Origin of the sequence: Antrihabitans auranticaus (assembly GCF_016481275.1) — a bacterium.
GTDB lineage: Bacteria > Actinomycetota > Actinomycetes > Mycobacteriales > Mycobacteriaceae > Antrihabitans.
Genome location: NZ_JAEMNW010000001.1, coordinates 291,523 through 306,260, shown reverse-complemented (window position 1 = coordinate 306,260; position 14,738 = coordinate 291,523). Strand labels below are relative to the sequence as shown.

Annotated in this window: 16 protein-coding genes; 13 read left to right on the top strand and 3 right to left on the bottom strand. The window is 64.8% G+C overall.

What is annotated here, in order from left to right:
* Window positions 1–54: 54 nt before the first annotated feature.
* The 6 genes from rpsB to JGU72_RS01225 all read left to right on the top strand — a co-directional run bounded on the left by rpsB (window position 55) and on the right by JGU72_RS01225 (window position 5,164).
* Complete coding sequence (gene rpsB, locus JGU72_RS01250) at window positions 55–927, top strand: 30S ribosomal protein S2 (RefSeq protein WP_199681941.1); 873 nt, start codon at window positions 55–57, stop codon at window positions 925–927.
* A 102-nt stretch (window positions 928–1,029) separates the two neighbouring features.
* Entirely contained in the window at window positions 1,030–1,854 is an 825-nt protein-coding gene (gene tsf, locus JGU72_RS01245) for a translation elongation factor Ts (RefSeq protein WP_199681940.1), read from the top strand.
* A 206-nt stretch (window positions 1,855–2,060) separates the two neighbouring features.
* On the top strand, window positions 2,061–2,795 hold the full coding sequence (gene pyrH, locus JGU72_RS01240; RefSeq protein WP_199681939.1) for a UMP kinase: 735 nt from the start codon (window positions 2,061–2,063) through the stop codon (window positions 2,793–2,795).
* Window positions 2,796–2,843: 48 nt separating this feature from the next.
* Window positions 2,844–3,401 (top strand): ribosome recycling factor, encoded by a 558-nt coding sequence (gene frr, locus JGU72_RS01235; protein WP_199681938.1) that lies wholly within the window; start codon window positions 2,844–2,846, stop codon window positions 3,399–3,401.
* A gap of 73 nt (window positions 3,402–3,474) precedes the next feature.
* Window positions 3,475–4,458: a phosphatidate cytidylyltransferase gene (locus tag JGU72_RS01230; RefSeq protein ID WP_199681937.1), complete on the top strand. Its 984-nt coding sequence runs from the start codon at window positions 3,475–3,477 to the stop codon at window positions 4,456–4,458.
* A gap of 16 nt (window positions 4,459–4,474) precedes the next feature.
* The gene (locus JGU72_RS01225) at window positions 4,475–5,164 is read left to right on the top strand and encodes a class I SAM-dependent methyltransferase (protein ID WP_199683126.1); all 690 of its coding nucleotides are present in this window, start codon (window positions 4,475–4,477) and stop codon (window positions 5,162–5,164) included.
* Window positions 5,165–5,169: 5 nt separating this feature from the next.
* Here JGU72_RS01225 and JGU72_RS01220 read toward each other — a convergent pair whose 3' ends face one another.
* The gene (locus JGU72_RS01220) at window positions 5,170–5,994 is read right to left on the bottom strand and encodes an HpcH/HpaI aldolase/citrate lyase family protein (protein ID WP_199681936.1); all 825 of its coding nucleotides are present in this window, start codon (window positions 5,992–5,994) and stop codon (window positions 5,170–5,172) included.
* A gap of 5 nt (window positions 5,995–5,999) precedes the next feature.
* Window positions 6,000–6,317, bottom strand: a complete 318-nt coding sequence (locus JGU72_RS01215) for a LapA family protein (RefSeq protein WP_199681935.1) — start codon at window positions 6,315–6,317, stop codon at window positions 6,000–6,002.
* A gap of 103 nt (window positions 6,318–6,420) precedes the next feature.
* On the opposite strand from JGU72_RS01215, the gene rlmN reads away from it, so the two are divergent.
* The gene (rlmN, locus tag JGU72_RS01210; protein WP_199681934.1) at window positions 6,421–7,530 is read left to right on the top strand and encodes a dual-specificity RNA methyltransferase RlmN; all 1,110 of its coding nucleotides are present in this window, start codon (window positions 6,421–6,423) and stop codon (window positions 7,528–7,530) included.
* A 3-nt stretch (window positions 7,531–7,533) separates the two neighbouring features.
* Here the strand turns inward: rlmN and JGU72_RS01205 are convergent, their stop codons facing one another.
* On the bottom strand, window positions 7,534–7,794 hold the full coding sequence (locus tag JGU72_RS01205) for a DUF2631 domain-containing protein (protein ID WP_199681933.1): 261 nt from the start codon (window positions 7,792–7,794) through the stop codon (window positions 7,534–7,536).
* Window positions 7,795–7,922: 128 nt separating this feature from the next.
* On the opposite strand from JGU72_RS01205, the gene dxr reads away from it, so the two are divergent.
* From dxr to JGU72_RS01175, 6 genes are all read left to right on the top strand, one after another.
* Window positions 7,923–9,074 (top strand): 1-deoxy-D-xylulose-5-phosphate reductoisomerase, encoded by a 1,152-nt coding sequence (gene dxr, locus JGU72_RS01200; RefSeq protein ID WP_199681932.1) that lies wholly within the window; start codon window positions 7,923–7,925, stop codon window positions 9,072–9,074.
* Between the two features lie 6 nt (window positions 9,075–9,080).
* Complete coding sequence (locus JGU72_RS01195; RefSeq protein ID WP_199681931.1) at window positions 9,081–10,295, top strand: M50 family metallopeptidase; 1,215 nt, start codon at window positions 9,081–9,083, stop codon at window positions 10,293–10,295.
* A 68-nt stretch (window positions 10,296–10,363) separates the two neighbouring features.
* Entirely contained in the window at window positions 10,364–11,602 is a 1,239-nt protein-coding gene (locus JGU72_RS01190; RefSeq protein ID WP_199681930.1) for a M23 family metallopeptidase, read from the top strand.
* Window positions 11,603–11,696: 94 nt separating this feature from the next.
* Complete coding sequence (gene ispG, locus JGU72_RS01185; protein WP_199681929.1) at window positions 11,697–12,854, top strand: flavodoxin-dependent (E)-4-hydroxy-3-methylbut-2-enyl-diphosphate synthase; 1,158 nt, start codon at window positions 11,697–11,699, stop codon at window positions 12,852–12,854.
* 69 nt (window positions 12,855–12,923) lie between these two features.
* Window positions 12,924–13,760 (top strand): GNAT family N-acetyltransferase, encoded by an 837-nt coding sequence (locus tag JGU72_RS01180; RefSeq protein ID WP_199681928.1) that lies wholly within the window; start codon window positions 12,924–12,926, stop codon window positions 13,758–13,760.
* A gap of 95 nt (window positions 13,761–13,855) precedes the next feature.
* The gene (locus JGU72_RS01175) at window positions 13,856–14,692 is read left to right on the top strand and encodes a GNAT family N-acetyltransferase (protein ID WP_199681927.1); all 837 of its coding nucleotides are present in this window, start codon (window positions 13,856–13,858) and stop codon (window positions 14,690–14,692) included.
* Window positions 14,693–14,738: the final 46 nt, after the last annotated feature.

Here is a 14,738-nt window from a genome sequence, read left to right as displayed (position 1 = left end):
AGGAGTCCACCGGGGCATCCTGCGGCAACCGGCAACAGAAAGAAGCAGACAGCTATGGCTGTTGTAACAATGAAGCAGCTGCTCGACAGCGGCGCGCACTTCGGGCATCAGACCCGCCGTTGGAACCCGAAGATGAAGCGATTCATCTTCACCGACCGCAACGGCATCTACATCATCGACTTGCAGCAGACGCTGACCTACATCGACAAGGCGTACGAGTTCGTCAAGGAGACCGTCGCCCACGGTGGCACCGTTCTCTTCGTCGGCACCAAGAAGCAGGCGCAGGAGTCCATCGCGGCCGAGGCAACCCGGGTCGGGATGCCGTACGTGAACCAGCGCTGGCTCGGTGGCATGCTCACCAACTTCTCGACCGTCCACAAGCGCCTCCAGCGCCTGAAGGAACTCGAAGCCATGGAGCAGACCGGTGGCTTCGAGGGTCGTACCAAGAAAGAAATCCTCATGCTCACGCGTGAGATGACCAAGCTGGACCGCACGCTGGGCGGAATCCGGGACATGGCGAAGGTGCCGTCGGCGATCTGGGTCGTCGACACCAACAAGGAGCACATCGCCGTCGGTGAGGCCCGCAAGCTGAACATCCCGGTCATCGCGATCCTGGACACCAACTGCGATCCCGACCTCGTCGACTACCCGATCCCGGGTAACGACGACGCGATCCGCTCGGCCGCACTGCTGACCAAGGTTGTCGCTTCCGCGGTCGCCGAGGGCGTCCAGGCTCGTGCGGGAATCGGTTCTTCCGACGACAAGCCCGAGGCTGGCGCCGGCGAACCGCTCGCGGAGTGGGAGCAGGAACTGCTTGCTTCGGCAGCACCGGCAGCCGAAGCAGCACCGGCAGCAGCAGCGGCTCCGGCAGCCGAAGCGGCCCCCGCAGAAGCAGCAACCGAAGCGGCTCCCGCGGCCGACGCCTGATCCGCTCGATCCGTTGTTCACCTTGCCGGCCTTTCCCACCAGGGGAGGGTCGGCAAGGATGGTTCAGACCACCTTTTCCATACCAAAGGAGGCTCGCCAATAATGGCGAACTACACCGCCGCTGACGTCAAGCGGCTCCGCGAGCTCACTGGTGCAGGCATGCTCGCCTGCAAGAACGCACTGGCAGACAATGACGGCGACTTCGACAAGGCCGTCGAGCAGCTCCGCATCAAGGGCGCCAAAGATGTCGGCAAGCGCGCCGAGCGCACCACCGCCGAAGGCCTGGTCGTCGCCAACGGTGGCGTCCTGATCGAGGTCAACAGCGAGACCGACTTCGTCGCCAAGAACGCCGAGTTCCAGGACTTCGCCAACTCGGTCGCAGCGGCTGCCGCGGAAGCGAAGCCGAACGATATCGAAGCCCTCAACGCAATCGACCTCGGCGGCAAGACCGTCGACGCCGCGGTGCAGGAGCTTTCGGCCAAGATCGGTGAGAAGCTCGAGATCCGTCGCGTCATTTCCTTCGACGGCCCGGTCGCGACCTACCTGCACAAGCGCTCCTCCGACTTGCCGCCGGCTGTCGGCGTGCTCGTCGAGTACACCGGCGAAGGCGACGCAGCTGCCGAAGCCGCTCGCAGTGCGGCGATGCAGATCGCGGCGCTCAAGGCGAAGTACGTGACGCGCGACGAGGTCCCCGCCGACGTCGTCGAGAACGAGCGCCGCATCGCCGAGCAGACCGCTCGTGAAGAGGGCAAGCCGGAGCAGGCGCTGCCGAAGATCGTCGAAGGCCGCGTCAACGGCTACTACAAGGACGTCGTCCTGCTCGAGCAGTCGTCGGTCCAGGACTCGAAGAAGTCCGTCAAGTCGATTCTCGACGAGGCAGGCGTGACGATCACTCGCTTCGCACGCTTCGAGGTCGGCGCAAGCTGATCTGCTGAAGTCCCGTCGAAGCCCCACCCTCCGGTCCCGGACGGTGGGGCTTTGCCGTTGCACCGGGCCTGCACTCTCGGCGGATTGGTGTGCCTGGTTGAATCGATTCCGCGCCGATAAGGCAGGATAGGTGCAGCCATCCGGCGTGCTTGCTGTGATGGCCCTTTCATGTAAACGGCGTCGCCTAGAGCATCGCGAGGAGTTCCATGAGCGAACTGGACACGGCTGACGAACGACCGGGGTTCGGGCGTGTTCTGCTCAAACTCGGTGGCGAGATGTTCGGTGGCGGGAAAGTCGGCCTCGACCCTGACGTGGTCACCACCGTTGCCGCGCAGATCGCCGAGGTGGTCAAATCCGGCGTGCAGGTGGCTGTCGTCATCGGCGGTGGCAATTACTTCCGCGGCGCCGAACTCGAGGAACGCGGCATGGAACGGGCACGGTCGGACTACATGGGCATGCTCGGAACGGTGATGAACTGCCTTGCGCTGCAGGATTTCCTCGAAAAGCAGGGCGTGCACACTCGCGTGCAGACGGCGATCACGATGGGCCAGGTCGCGGAGCCGTACCTGCCGTTGCGTGCGCGTCGGCACCTCGAGAAGGGGCGCGTCGTGATCTTCGGGGCCGGCATGGGCATGCCGTACTTCTCGACCGACACGACGGCCGCGCAGCGCGCACTCGAGATCGGCGCCGAGGTCGTGTTGATGGCGAAAGCCGTCGACGGCGTGTATTCGGCCGATCCGCGGCTCGACCCGACCGCAACCATGTTTACCGAGATCTCGCACCGCGAGGTCATCGAGAAGGGTCTGAAGGTTGCCGATGCAACCGCCTTCAGCCTCTGTATGGACAACCAGATGCCGATGCTCGTGTTCAATCTGCTCACCGAGGGGAATATCGCCAGAGCGGTGTCCGGTGAGAAGATCGGAACGCTGGTCAAGTCATGACTCGCAGCCGGAGGATTACCAGCCGGCCACAAAACTGGAGGCACGGCCGTGATTGATGAAGCTCTCTTCGACGCCGAGGAGAAGATGGAGAAAGCCGTCTCGGTGGCGAAGGACGATCTCGGGTCGATTCGCACGGGTCGGGCCAACGCCGGAATGTTCCAGCGCATCGTGATCGAGTACTACGGCACGCTCACACCCATCACGCAGCTGTCGAGCATCAACGTGCCCGAACCGCGCATGGTCGTCATCAAGCCGTACGAGCAGTCGCAGCTCGGCCAGATCGAGACGGCGATTCGGAACTCGGACCTCGGCGTCAACCCGACCAACAACGGCGACATCATCCGGATTTCGGTGCCGCAGTTGACCGAGGAAAGACGCCGCGACCTCGTGAAGCAGGCCAAGTCGAAGGGTGAAGACAGCAAGATCTCGCTACGAAACATTCGGCGTAAGGCGATGGACGAGCTTGCCCGGATCGAGAAGGATGGCGACGCCGGCGAAGACGACGTGAAGCGAGCCGAGAAGGAACTCGACAAGGTCACTTCGCGCTACGTCGGCATGATCGACGATCTCGTCAAACACAAGGAAGCCGAACTGCTCGAGGTATAGCCCGGTTTGCGGGACACTACTCGGTAGGAACGTTTGGGGGACATGTGGCGGTGCGAGTGGAACGACGGGATCAATGACGGTGACTGACGAGGCAACTGCAGGCGGGGTATCGAACCGGGTCGAGTCGACGACCGATCTGGCGCAGCCACCCGTGGGCGCCGACACCGCACCGGAAGCGCCAGCACACGAGGAGCGTGCTGTCGCCGACCCGCAGCCGCCTGCCGAGCCTGAGCCCAAGAAGTCCCGGGCCGGCCGTAACCTCCCCGCAGCGATCGGGGTGGGTGGGACGCTCGGCGTTTCGTTGGTGCTGCTGCTCGTGTTCGTGCCCAAGGTACTGATTCCGGTCGTGGCGGTGGCCGTCGCGATCGCGACCTGGGAGGTCGCCAAGCGGCTGCGCGAGGCGGACGTTCTTGTGCCCCGGATTCCGTTGCTCCTCGGTGGGCAGGCGATTATCTGGCTGGGGTGGCCACAAGGTCCGATCGGCGTTCTGGGTGCGTTTGCGGCCACAGTTCTCGTCTGCATGGTCTGGCGTCTCTTCGACCACGGGCTCAAGGTTGCACCGAAGAATTTCCTTCGCGACACGGCGATTGCCGTGTTCGTTGCGGCCTGGGTGCCACTGCTCGCTGCGTTCGCCGTGTTGCTCGTGTTGCAGGACAACGGCGGCGAGCGCGTCCTCGTCTTCATGATCGGCGTCGTGTGCTCGGACGTCGGCGGCTACACCGCGGGCGTGCTGTTCGGCAAGCATCCGATGGTGCCGTCGATCAGCCCGAAAAAGTCGTGGGAGGGTTTCGCCGGGTCGCTGGTCTTCGCCATCATCGGCGGTCTGCTGACCGTCACGCTGATGCTCGACGCGAACTCGATGATCGGTGTACTGCTCGGTGTGTCGCTCGTCGTTGTCGCGACCCTGGGCGACCTGATCGAGTCGCAGGTCAAGCGCGAACTCGGCATCAAGGACATGGGGACCATGCTGCCGGGCCACGGCGGCATCATGGACCGGCTCGATTCGATGCTGCCGTCGGCTTTCGTCTCCTGGGCGATCCTCACCGCTTTCGTCTGACGGTTCGGCTGTGGGCATCATCCCGAGCCCGAACATCTGGCACTGGCCCGATGTCTACGAACTCGAGAATCGTGCGCAAGACGTCGAGGGCGCCATCTTCGACGTGCTGCGCGAACTCGCCGACTGGGCAGGCAAGGACGTGGTGGACGTCGGCTGCGGATCCGGTTTCCACCTACCGGAGTTCGGGGCGACCGCGCGATCTGTGGTCGGCGTCGAGCCGCATCGTCCACTGCTCAGGTCCGCCGCGAAGCGAGCCGGTTCGAACGTCACGGTGCTACACGGGTCCGCGGAAGCCCTCCCGCTTCCGGATGCCAGTGCCGACCTCGTCCACGCGCGCACCGCGTACTTCTTCGATCGTCGCTGCGGACCCGGTATTGCCGAGGCCGAACGAGTGCTCCGGCCGGGCGGTCGGCTGGCGATCGTCGACCTCGACGCCACCGCAAACGACTACGGTTCGTGGATGCGGGCGGATTTACCGCACTACGACGCCGTCGCGGTCGAAAGTTTCTTCACCACAGCAGGTTTCACGACTCGGCGCGTCGACACGCGGTGGGTGTTCCCGACCCGCGAGGCGTTGCGCGCCGTGCTCGGTATCGAATTCACCAAGCAGACCGCAGCGCGTGCGGAAGCAGCGACGCAGGGGCTCGCGCTCGACGTGCGCTACCGGATCCACCTGAAGCAGAAGCCGCACGGATTGCTGCTCTAGCGCGGTCAGCCGATCCCGAATGCCGTCGCCAGCGTCCTGATCTTTATCGCCTTCGCGAGGCGCGGCTTGTCGCTACCGTCGCGGACGTGCTCGCCGTTTTCGCCCAACTCGGTGATCACGTCGCGCGCCCAGACAACGTCGTCGGCGCTGGGACTCAAGCCCTGGTTGACCGCGAGCGCCTGTTCAGGATGCATGCACAGTCGACCGGTCATGCCCATGGACGCAGCCAGCGCCGAGTCGCGGCGAAGGATGCTTTCGTTGCGGTTGACGGTCGGACCATCGATCGGCCCAGGTAGTCGCGCTGCACGACTGCAGATGACGAGCCGAGCACGCGGGTAGGCCATGGCCGCGGGATCGTCGCTCATACCGGTGTCGCGGCGAAAGTCACCGCTGCCGAACGCAAGCCGAAAAGTCCCGCTTGCGCGCGCGATCTCCGGTGCGGCTTCCAGTCCCATCGCAGATTCGATCAGCGCGAGAATTCGTGTGCCCTCGGGCAGGCGGTCGGCGGTGGCCTCGATCTGATAGCCGCTCTCGACTTTCGCGAGCATCACACCGGCCAAGCCCTTGCACGCGGCGAGGGCTTCGAGGTCCTCGGCCCAGAAGGAGGTCGTTGCGTCGTTCAGCCTGACCCAGGCATTGCCGACGTTGTTCAGCCAGTCGACAGCGCTCCGGCGCGCCGCAGCCTTCTGCGGCGGTGAGACCGCGTCTTCGATGTCGATGATGACGGCGTCGACGCCGTCCTCGGGTACCGGCGCGAAAGCTTCCGGTTTGGTTGCGGGTACGAGCAGCCAGGAACGGGCGAGCTCGGCTGGGATCCGATGGCCGGCCACAACGCCTACATTCGCTTCGCGGCGCGGCGAATCTGCACGATCCGGACTCCGCCGACGATTGCCGTGATCAACGCGCCGAGAACGGACGCGATCAGCAGCGCGACTCCGAGCGGCACCTGCAAGTCCCAGAAGAGAAGATCTACCTGTGCGGTTTCGGAATTCTGCACGATGAAAATCAACAGGAAGATGCCCGCGACGATGCTGATCACCAGGCCGATCCAGGCATAGCTCGCGCGCGTCTGGGTGATTTTGACGGGTGGTCCCAGGTCGGAAATCGCGCCGATACCCGGGTCGTTGGGCATGGGTTCGGGAGGTAGCGCCATGAAACGATCATGTCGCACGGCGGACCCGCGCGAAAGCGATTCGGCGGAGGCACAAGTCACGATTGGGTCCGCAGCCCAGTGCAGTGGGACACTGGACCTCACTATGGCTGTTTCGCTTCCGCTTGTTTTCGACGCTCCCCGGCGCGGCATGCCGCCACGGCACCTCGCCGACCTCGATTCTGCCGAGCGTCGCGCCGCAGTTCAGGAACTTGGTCTGCCGGGTTTTCGTGCCGACCAGCTCGCGCGCCAGTACTACGCGCGGTTGGAAGCAGACCCGGAGAAGATGACCGATCTCCCGGCGGCCGTCCGGGAACAGGTTGGCGCCGCGCTCTTTCCGACGCTGCTCACGCCGCTGAAGCATGTCGTCTGCGACTCTGGAGAGACGCGCAAGACGCTGTGGAAGGCAGGTGACGGGACGCTGCTCGAGAGTGTTCTGATGCGCTACCCGGACCGGTCGACCCTGTGCATCTCGAGTCAGGCCGGCTGCGGCATGGCGTGCCCGTTCTGCGCGACCGGACAAGCCGGTCTGCAGCGGAACCTCTCGACGGCAGAGATCGTCGACCAGGTGCGCGCGGCGGCCGCGTCGTTGCGCGACGGCGAGGTCGCGGGCGGGCCGGGACGGCTGTCGAACATTGTCTTCATGGGCATGGGGGAGCCGCTCGCCAATTACAAGCGGGTTGTTGCCGCGGTCCGGCGAATTACCTCGCCTGCACCGGACGGCCTCGGAATCTCGCAACGGTCGGTCACGGTTTCGACCGTCGGCCTGGCACCGGCTATCCGCAAACTGGCCGACGAGGGGCTGTCCGTCACGCTCGCTGTGTCGTTGCACACGCCCGACGACGAACTGCGGGACACGCTCGTGCCGGTGAACAATCGGTGGTCGGTTTCCGAGGTCCTCGACGCCGCGACGTACTACGCCGACAAGACGGGTCGTCGCGTATCGATCGAGTACGCGCTGATCAGGGACATCAACGACCAGCCGTGGCGCGCCGATCTACTCGGCAAGAAATTGCACAAGGCGCTGGGCGCGCGGGTCCACGTCAACTTGATTCCGCTGAATCCGACTCCTGGAAGCAAATGGGATGCCAGCCCGAAGCCGGTCGAGCGCGAGTTCGTGCGCAGGGTTATCGCCCAGGGTGTGTCCTGCACGGTGCGCGATACGCGGGGTCAGGAAATTGCTGCCGCCTGCGGGCAGCTCGCAGCCGAAAACTGAGCTTCAGGTATCGCGACGTCGCCGGACGATGTCGCGGATGAGAATGACGACGATGGCCGCGGAGAATCCCACGAGATAGAGGTCCTCGACGCGACCGGTGTGGTTGCCGATGATCATCGTCAGGAGCGCCACAGCGACGAACCAGCCCATGAACCGGAAGAACCTCGGTGCCTCGCCACTCCAGCCCCATTCGGCGGAGGGAACCTCGACAGTATCGACGGTGGCCTTGACCTTCTTGGCCTGCTCCAACTCCGTGCCCGCCACGATCGCTCCTCTGCTGACATGTGAATGTGCTCGCCATATCGTGACATACGACTGGTCGTCGTAGCTACGGAACCCACCCGCTGCCGCCGGGATTCGGGTTGGCGGGCGCCATCGGGAACAATAGGTCCGTGACTGTTCATGCGCGGACCCGCGTGCTTCTGCTCGGCAGCACCGGCTCGATCGGCACCCAAGCACTCGAGGTCGTCGCCGCCAACCCCGACAAGTTCGAGGTCGTCGGCCTGGCGGCGGGCGGTGGAAAGCTGGACCTGCTGCGCGAGCAGCTCGCAGCGACCGGTGTGAAGAACTTCGCGATAGCCGACGAGGGCGCAGGTGCACGCCTCGATGCCCCGCTGAAGGGTCCGGGGGCGGTCACCGAACTGGTCCAGCGCACAGAAGCGGATGTCGTCCTGAATGCGCTTGTCGGCTCGCTCGGGCTCGAACCGACACTCGCGGCCCTCGCGTCGGGTGCGCGGTTGGCTCTGGCAAACAAGGAATCGCTGGTCGCGGGCGGATCGCTCGTCACGAAAGCAGCTGCGCCCGGCCAGATCGTGCCCGTCGACTCGGAGCACTCCGCGCTGGCGCAGTGCCTGCGCGGCGGGACCGCCGACGAGGTCGACCGGTTGGTGCTCACCGCCTCCGGAGGTCCGTTTCGCGGGTTCACGGCGCAGCAGCTCGAATCCGTCACTCCGACCCAGGCGCTCGGCCACCCGACCTGGTCGATGGGACCGATGAACACGCTCAATTCGGCGACACTGGTGAACAAGGGGCTCGAACTCATCGAGACGCATCTGCTCTTCGGCATTCCCTACGACCGGATCGACGTCACGGTCCACCCACAGTCCATCGTTCACTCGATGGTGACGTTCACCGACGGTTCGACGCTGGCCCAGGCCAGCCCGCCGGACATGAAGTTGCCTATCGCGCTCGCTCTCGGTTGGCCGAGCCGAGTTGCCGGTGCCGCAGGGGCCTGCGACTTCACCACGGCCGCAACGTGGGAATTCGAACCGCTCGACACAACCGTCTTCCCCGCCGTCGACCTCGCCAGAGCGGCAGGTCAGCGCGGTGGCTGCTCGACAGCGGTCTACAACGCGGCCAACGAGATCGCGGCCGAGGCGTTCCTCGAAGGCGCGGTCCGATTCCCAGCGATCGTGCGCACGGTCGAGCGCGTGCTCGGTGCAGCCGACCAGTGGTCTGTGGAACCCGCTACCTTGGACGATGTGCTCGCAGCCGACGGCTGGGCGCGCTCGCGAGCGCGGGAACTTGTCAAGCAGGAGGATTAACGCCGAATGGTGTTCGTTGTGGGGGTCGTGCTGTTCGCCCTCGGTATCGCGGCGTCGATCGCACTGCACGAGTGCGGGCACATGTGGGCGGCCAAACGCCTCGGCATGAAGGTGCGCCGGTACTACATCGGCTTCGGGCCGAAGGTGTTCTCGTGGCGGCGCGGTGAGACCGAGTACGGCCTCAAGGCACTGCCGTTCGGCGGCTTCTGCGATATCGCGGGGATGACCGCGCTCGACGAACTCGAACCCGAAGAGCTCGACCGCGCGATGTATCGCCAGAAGACGTGGAAGCGTCAGGTCGTCATGATCTCCGGAATCGGGATGAACTTCGTTCTCGGCTTCGTCCTGATCATGGTGCTCGCCGTCGGCTGGGGTCTTCCCAACCTCGCAGAACCACCCGCGACCGCTCTCGGTGACACGAGCTGCGTCGCGAATCAGGATGCGCAGGGCAAACTTTCGGAATGTACCGGCGCCGGTCCTGCCGAGCAGGCAGGTCTGCAGAAGGGCGATGTCGTCGAGAAGATCAACGGCGTCGCTGTGTCGTCGTGGGCGGAGCTGCTCGAGCAGACCCAGAGCCAGACCGGTCCGATCGTCTACGACATCGAGCGCGACGGCACGCCGCTGCAGGTCACTGTGCGCCCGCAGCAGGTGACGCGGCTCGTCCTCGACAACGACACCGGCGAGAAGTACCTGAAGACGGTCAGCGCGGTCGGCGTCGGTTCGGATTACTACCTGCCGATTCAGTACAACGTGATCACCGCAATTCCGGCATCAGCAGTATTCACCGGTGACATGTTCGTTCGCACGGTCCAGGGTCTCGCTCAGATGCCCGCGAAGGTCGTCGACCTGTGGGGCGCGGTGACCGGCGGCGAGCGGGATCCCGAGACTCCGATCAGCGTGGTCGGCGCGAGCGTCATCGGCGGTCAGGTCGCCGAGCGCGGTTTGTGGGAAGTGTTCATTCTGCTGCTCGCGAGCCTGAACTTCTTCCTCGGCGCGTTCAACCTGTTGCCCTTGCTGCCGCTCGACGGTGGGCACATGGCCGTGACCGCGTACGAGAAGGTCCGTGACACCCGTCGCGCACGCAAGGGTCTGCCGCCGGGATCTCCGGTCGACTATCTGAAATTGCTACCCGCCACGTACGTCGTGATCGTCATCGGCGGTGCGTACATGCTGCTCACGTTGACCGCCGACATCGTGAATCCGATCAAGCTGTTCCAGTAGTTCGCGCGTGTAGTGGAAGTTTGAACGAAGTCGTGTCGAAGGCCGTCCGACAGGGCTAGCATCGGCCGATGAATCGCAGCTTCCGCGGAGCAGCCCTCGTCCTTGGCACGGCTGCTTGTCTCGTCATCGCGTCCTGTTCGGATTCGGATTCGTCCGATTCGGAAACCACTGCCACCTCCGGACCGTCGACGACGTCGGAACAGCCACCCGAAATCACGCCCATGATCGGTTCCGTTGTCGCGCCGCCTATCCCGGTCACCGGGGCGAACAAGCGCACGCACATGGCGTACGAGCTTTTCCTGACGAATCTCTATACGTCGCCGGTGACAGTGAAGTCGGTGAAGGCAACGGCCGGCGGGAAGACGCTGCAAGAGATCACCGGAGCGGACCTCGAGACGTGGATGCGTGTCTACGGCGCGACGGCACCGGGCGCGGTGCTCGGACCTGGGCAATCTGCCGTCGTGTGGATCGATGCAACCGTCGAGAACGAGGCAGACGTTCCCGATCGGATCGAGCACGTGATCGACATCGACATCGCGAATCCGGATCCCCCGTTGATTCCGCCTACCCTCAGCGAGACGATCGCGCCGGTCGAAGTCGACAAGACGGCCCCGGTGGTGATTGCCCCTCCGCTCGACGGACCGCACTGGACCGACGCCAACGGTTGCTGCATCCCGACCCCGCACCGGACGGCGATGAATCCGATCAACGGGCAGTTCCGGGTAGCCGAGCGTTTTGCGATCGACTGGGTGCAGCTCGACGACGCCGGACTGCTCTTCACCGGTGACAAGACCAAGGTCGAGAGCTATGCGTACTTCGGTGACAATGTGCACGCTGTCGCAGACGGCGAGGTCGTCGCCGTTGTCAACGATCTTCCCGAGCAGGTTCCCGGGGCGAGTCCGACCGGTCTGCCGCTCGATCAGTATGGCGGCAACCACATCGTGCAGGACATCGGTGACGGGCACTTCGTGCTCTATGCGCACCTGCAGCCGGGCGACGGGGTGAAGGTGAAGGTAGGCGACCAATTGTCGACCGGCCAGGTCATCGGACTGCTCGGAAACTCGGGTAACACCGATGCTCCACACCTGCATTTCCACGTGATGGACGGACCGGACCCGTTGAACGCCAACGGTTTGCCGTTCGAGTTCGCCGAGTTCGAGCTCGAGTCGAGGCTCGCGTCGGAGGACACCATCGACACCATCTCCGATGGGGGAAAGGCGGAGTACGACGCCGGAGTCGCGACCGGCCCCCGAACCGACGAGCTGCCGCTGTTCCTCGACGTGATGAAGTTAACGGCAGGCGAATAGTGCTGCTCGCACCGCCCGGCGAGGCTCTCGCCGGGCGGTGCGGCGCGCGCGTTGGCATAGAATCGGCTACGAGCCAGCGACGAAGGGATGCCGTGTGACCAGCGCTGTTGGATTGGGGATGCCGACACCACCCGCGGCGGTGCTTGCGCCGCGGCGCAAGACCCGTCAGCTGCAAGTGGGGTCGGTCGGTGTGGGAAGCGACCACCAGATCTCTGTGCAGTCGATGACGACGACCAAGACACACGACATCAACGCGACGCTGCAGCAAATCGCCGAGCTGACCGCGAGTGGCTGCGACATCGTGCGCGTGGCATGTCCACGGCAGGAAGATGCCGACGCGCTCGCCATCATCGCGAAGAAGAGCCAGATCCCCGTCATCGCCGATATTCACTTCCAGCCGCGGTACATCTTCTCGGCGATCGACGCGGGTTGCGCCGCCGTCCGGGTCAACCCGGGCAACATCAAGGAATTCGACGGTCGCGTGAAGGAAGTCGCGAAGGCCGCCGGTGCTGCCGGAATTCCGATCCGGATCGGTGTGAACGCAGGTTCGCTCGACCCCCGGTTGCTGCAGAAGTACGGCAAGGCGACGCCCGAGGCACTCGTCGAATCCGCGCTGTGGGAAGCGGGCCTGTTCGAAGAGCACGGTTTCGGCGACATCAAGATCTCGGTCAAACACAACGACCCGGTGATCATGGTGGAGGCGTATCGCCAGCTCGCCGCAAAGTGCGATTATCCGCTGCACCTAGGCGTCACAGAGGCGGGCCCCGCGTTCCAGGGCACGATCAAGTCCGCCGTCGCATTCGGTGCGCTGCTGTCGAGCGGCATAGGTGACACGATCCGGGTGTCGCTTTCCGCCCCGCCCGCCGAAGAGGTGAAGGTGGGCAATCAGATTCTGCAATCGCTGAACCTGCGCCCGCGCAAGCTGGAGATCGTTTCCTGCCCGTCTTGCGGTCGTGCGCAGGTCGACGTCTACACGCTCGCCAACGAGGTCTCAGCCGGGCTCGAAGGCATGGAGATTCCGTTGCGCGTGGCGGTCATGGGCTGCGTCGTGAACGGTCCGGGCGAGGCTCGTGAAGCCGACCTCGGTGTCGCTTCGGGCAACGGCAAGGGGCAGATCTTCGTGAAGGGGCAGGTCATCAAGACTGTGCCGGAAGCGATGATCGTCGAGACGCTGATCGAGGAAGCTATGCGGATCGCGGAGGAGTACGGCGAGGACGCGGAAGCGGGATCGCCGGTTGTCAGCGTCAGTTGACCGGACCCCGTGCGCGGTTGGGGAGCCTCCGGACCCGCTGACAGCGCACAGGCGCGAAGCGCTAGAGACATGCTGAAGCTGCTCGGCGCGAGGCAGCTCGGAAGGCGCGACGAGGCAAAGGTTCTCCGGGTCCTCGGCGCCGATCCGGTTGCGTCGTGCATGGCTGCCGCGCGGGTCGAGGAGTTCGGCCTGAGCCCACACACCTTTCCGGGTGAGCTGTGGAGTCGGGGCGGGCCGAGTTCGTCGCTGTGCTACTCGGGGCCCAACGTCATGCCGCTCTGCGGCGATGCCGGCGACATGCGAGCCTTCGCCGATCGCGTGACTCGCACTCCGCGGAAGTGCTCTGTGATCGTCGGCCGGCGGGAGTTGACGATGCCGCTGTGGGAATCGCTCACACCGCATTGGGGTCCGGCGCGTGAGCTGCGATTCGAGCAGCCGCTGCTGGCTATCTCCACGGCTCCGGCAATTGCACCGGATCCGCTGGTGCACACCGCGACGCCGGCAGAGGTGGACGGCTACCTGGCTGCCGCGCTGGCCATGTTCATCGAAGAGACGGGTCTGGATCCGACTACGCACGACGGTGGGAATGCCTTCCGGCAGCGGATCGAGCAATTGATCGGTAGTGGCCGTGCGTTTTCGAGGTATCAAGACGGCGAATTGATTTTCAAGGCAGAGATCGGTGCTTTGTCGCGCGCAGTCGGGCAGATACAGGGGGTGTGGGTACACCCGGAGCACCGCAGTGCAGGACACGGCGCCGCCGGAACTGCTGCGGTCGTCGACGCAATAGTGAAGTCCGGGCGTACGGCGAGCCTGTACTTCGACGACTCCAATGTTGCGGCTGGGCGGACCTACGACCGAGTCGGTTTCACTCGGGTGGCGGACTTCTCGACGATCTTGCTGGACTGAACACGCCTGCAGCACAGATGGCACAGAAGTATCCCATTCAGCCCGTGTTCATGGCACGCTGGTGATGTGCCCGATCCGACCTGGGGATTTTCGCCGTGCTGAAACTGCTCGGTGCGAGGCAGCTGGGGAGCCGGGACGAGGCAAACGTTCTCCGGGTACTCGACGCTGATCCCGTCGCGTCGTGCATGGTTGCGGCCCGGGTCGAGGAATTCGGGCTGAACCCGAGCATGTTCCCCGGGGAGCTGTGGAGCCGTGGAGGTCCCAGCGAGTCCCTGTGTTACACGGGCGCCAATCTCGTTCCGCTGCGCGGTGATTCCGATGATCTGCGCGCGTTCGCAGAACGGGCGAGTCGCGGCCCGCGGATGTGTTCGTCGATCGTCGGCCGACGCGAACTCGCGATGCCCCTGTGGGAGTTGCTCGAAGATGGCTGGGGTCCGGCCCGTGAGTTACGTTTCACGCAACCTTTGCTCGCCATCGCGCGGCCATCGGTGATTGCGGCGGACACGCTGGTGCGCAACGCGACGGCGGCGGAACTCGACCCGTATCTCAGCGCGGCGATCGAGATGTTCATCGAAGAGGTCGGGGTCGACCCGCGTAGCAACGACGGCGGCGGTGCCTACCGGCGCCGCGTCGCGCACCTGATCGCCACCAAGCGCGCATGGGCGCGGATCGAGAACGGCGAGGTCATCTTCAAGGCCGAGGTCGGTGCGCTCTCGCGAACGGTCGGCCAGATTCAGGGTGTCTGGGTGCACCCCTCTTATCGCGGGCACGGCATCGGTGCGGCCGGGACGGCGGCCGTCGTGAACGCGATCATCGCGTCGGGCCGCACAGCGAGCCTGTATGTCAACGATTTCAATCGCGGCGCGCGGCGCGCATACGAGCGAGTCGGGTTCACGCAGATCGCGACGTTCTCGACGGTGTTGCTGGATTGACCCAGTTGCCGGGCCGGTCACGGCCCTGCCTCCCGGTTTCGGGCAG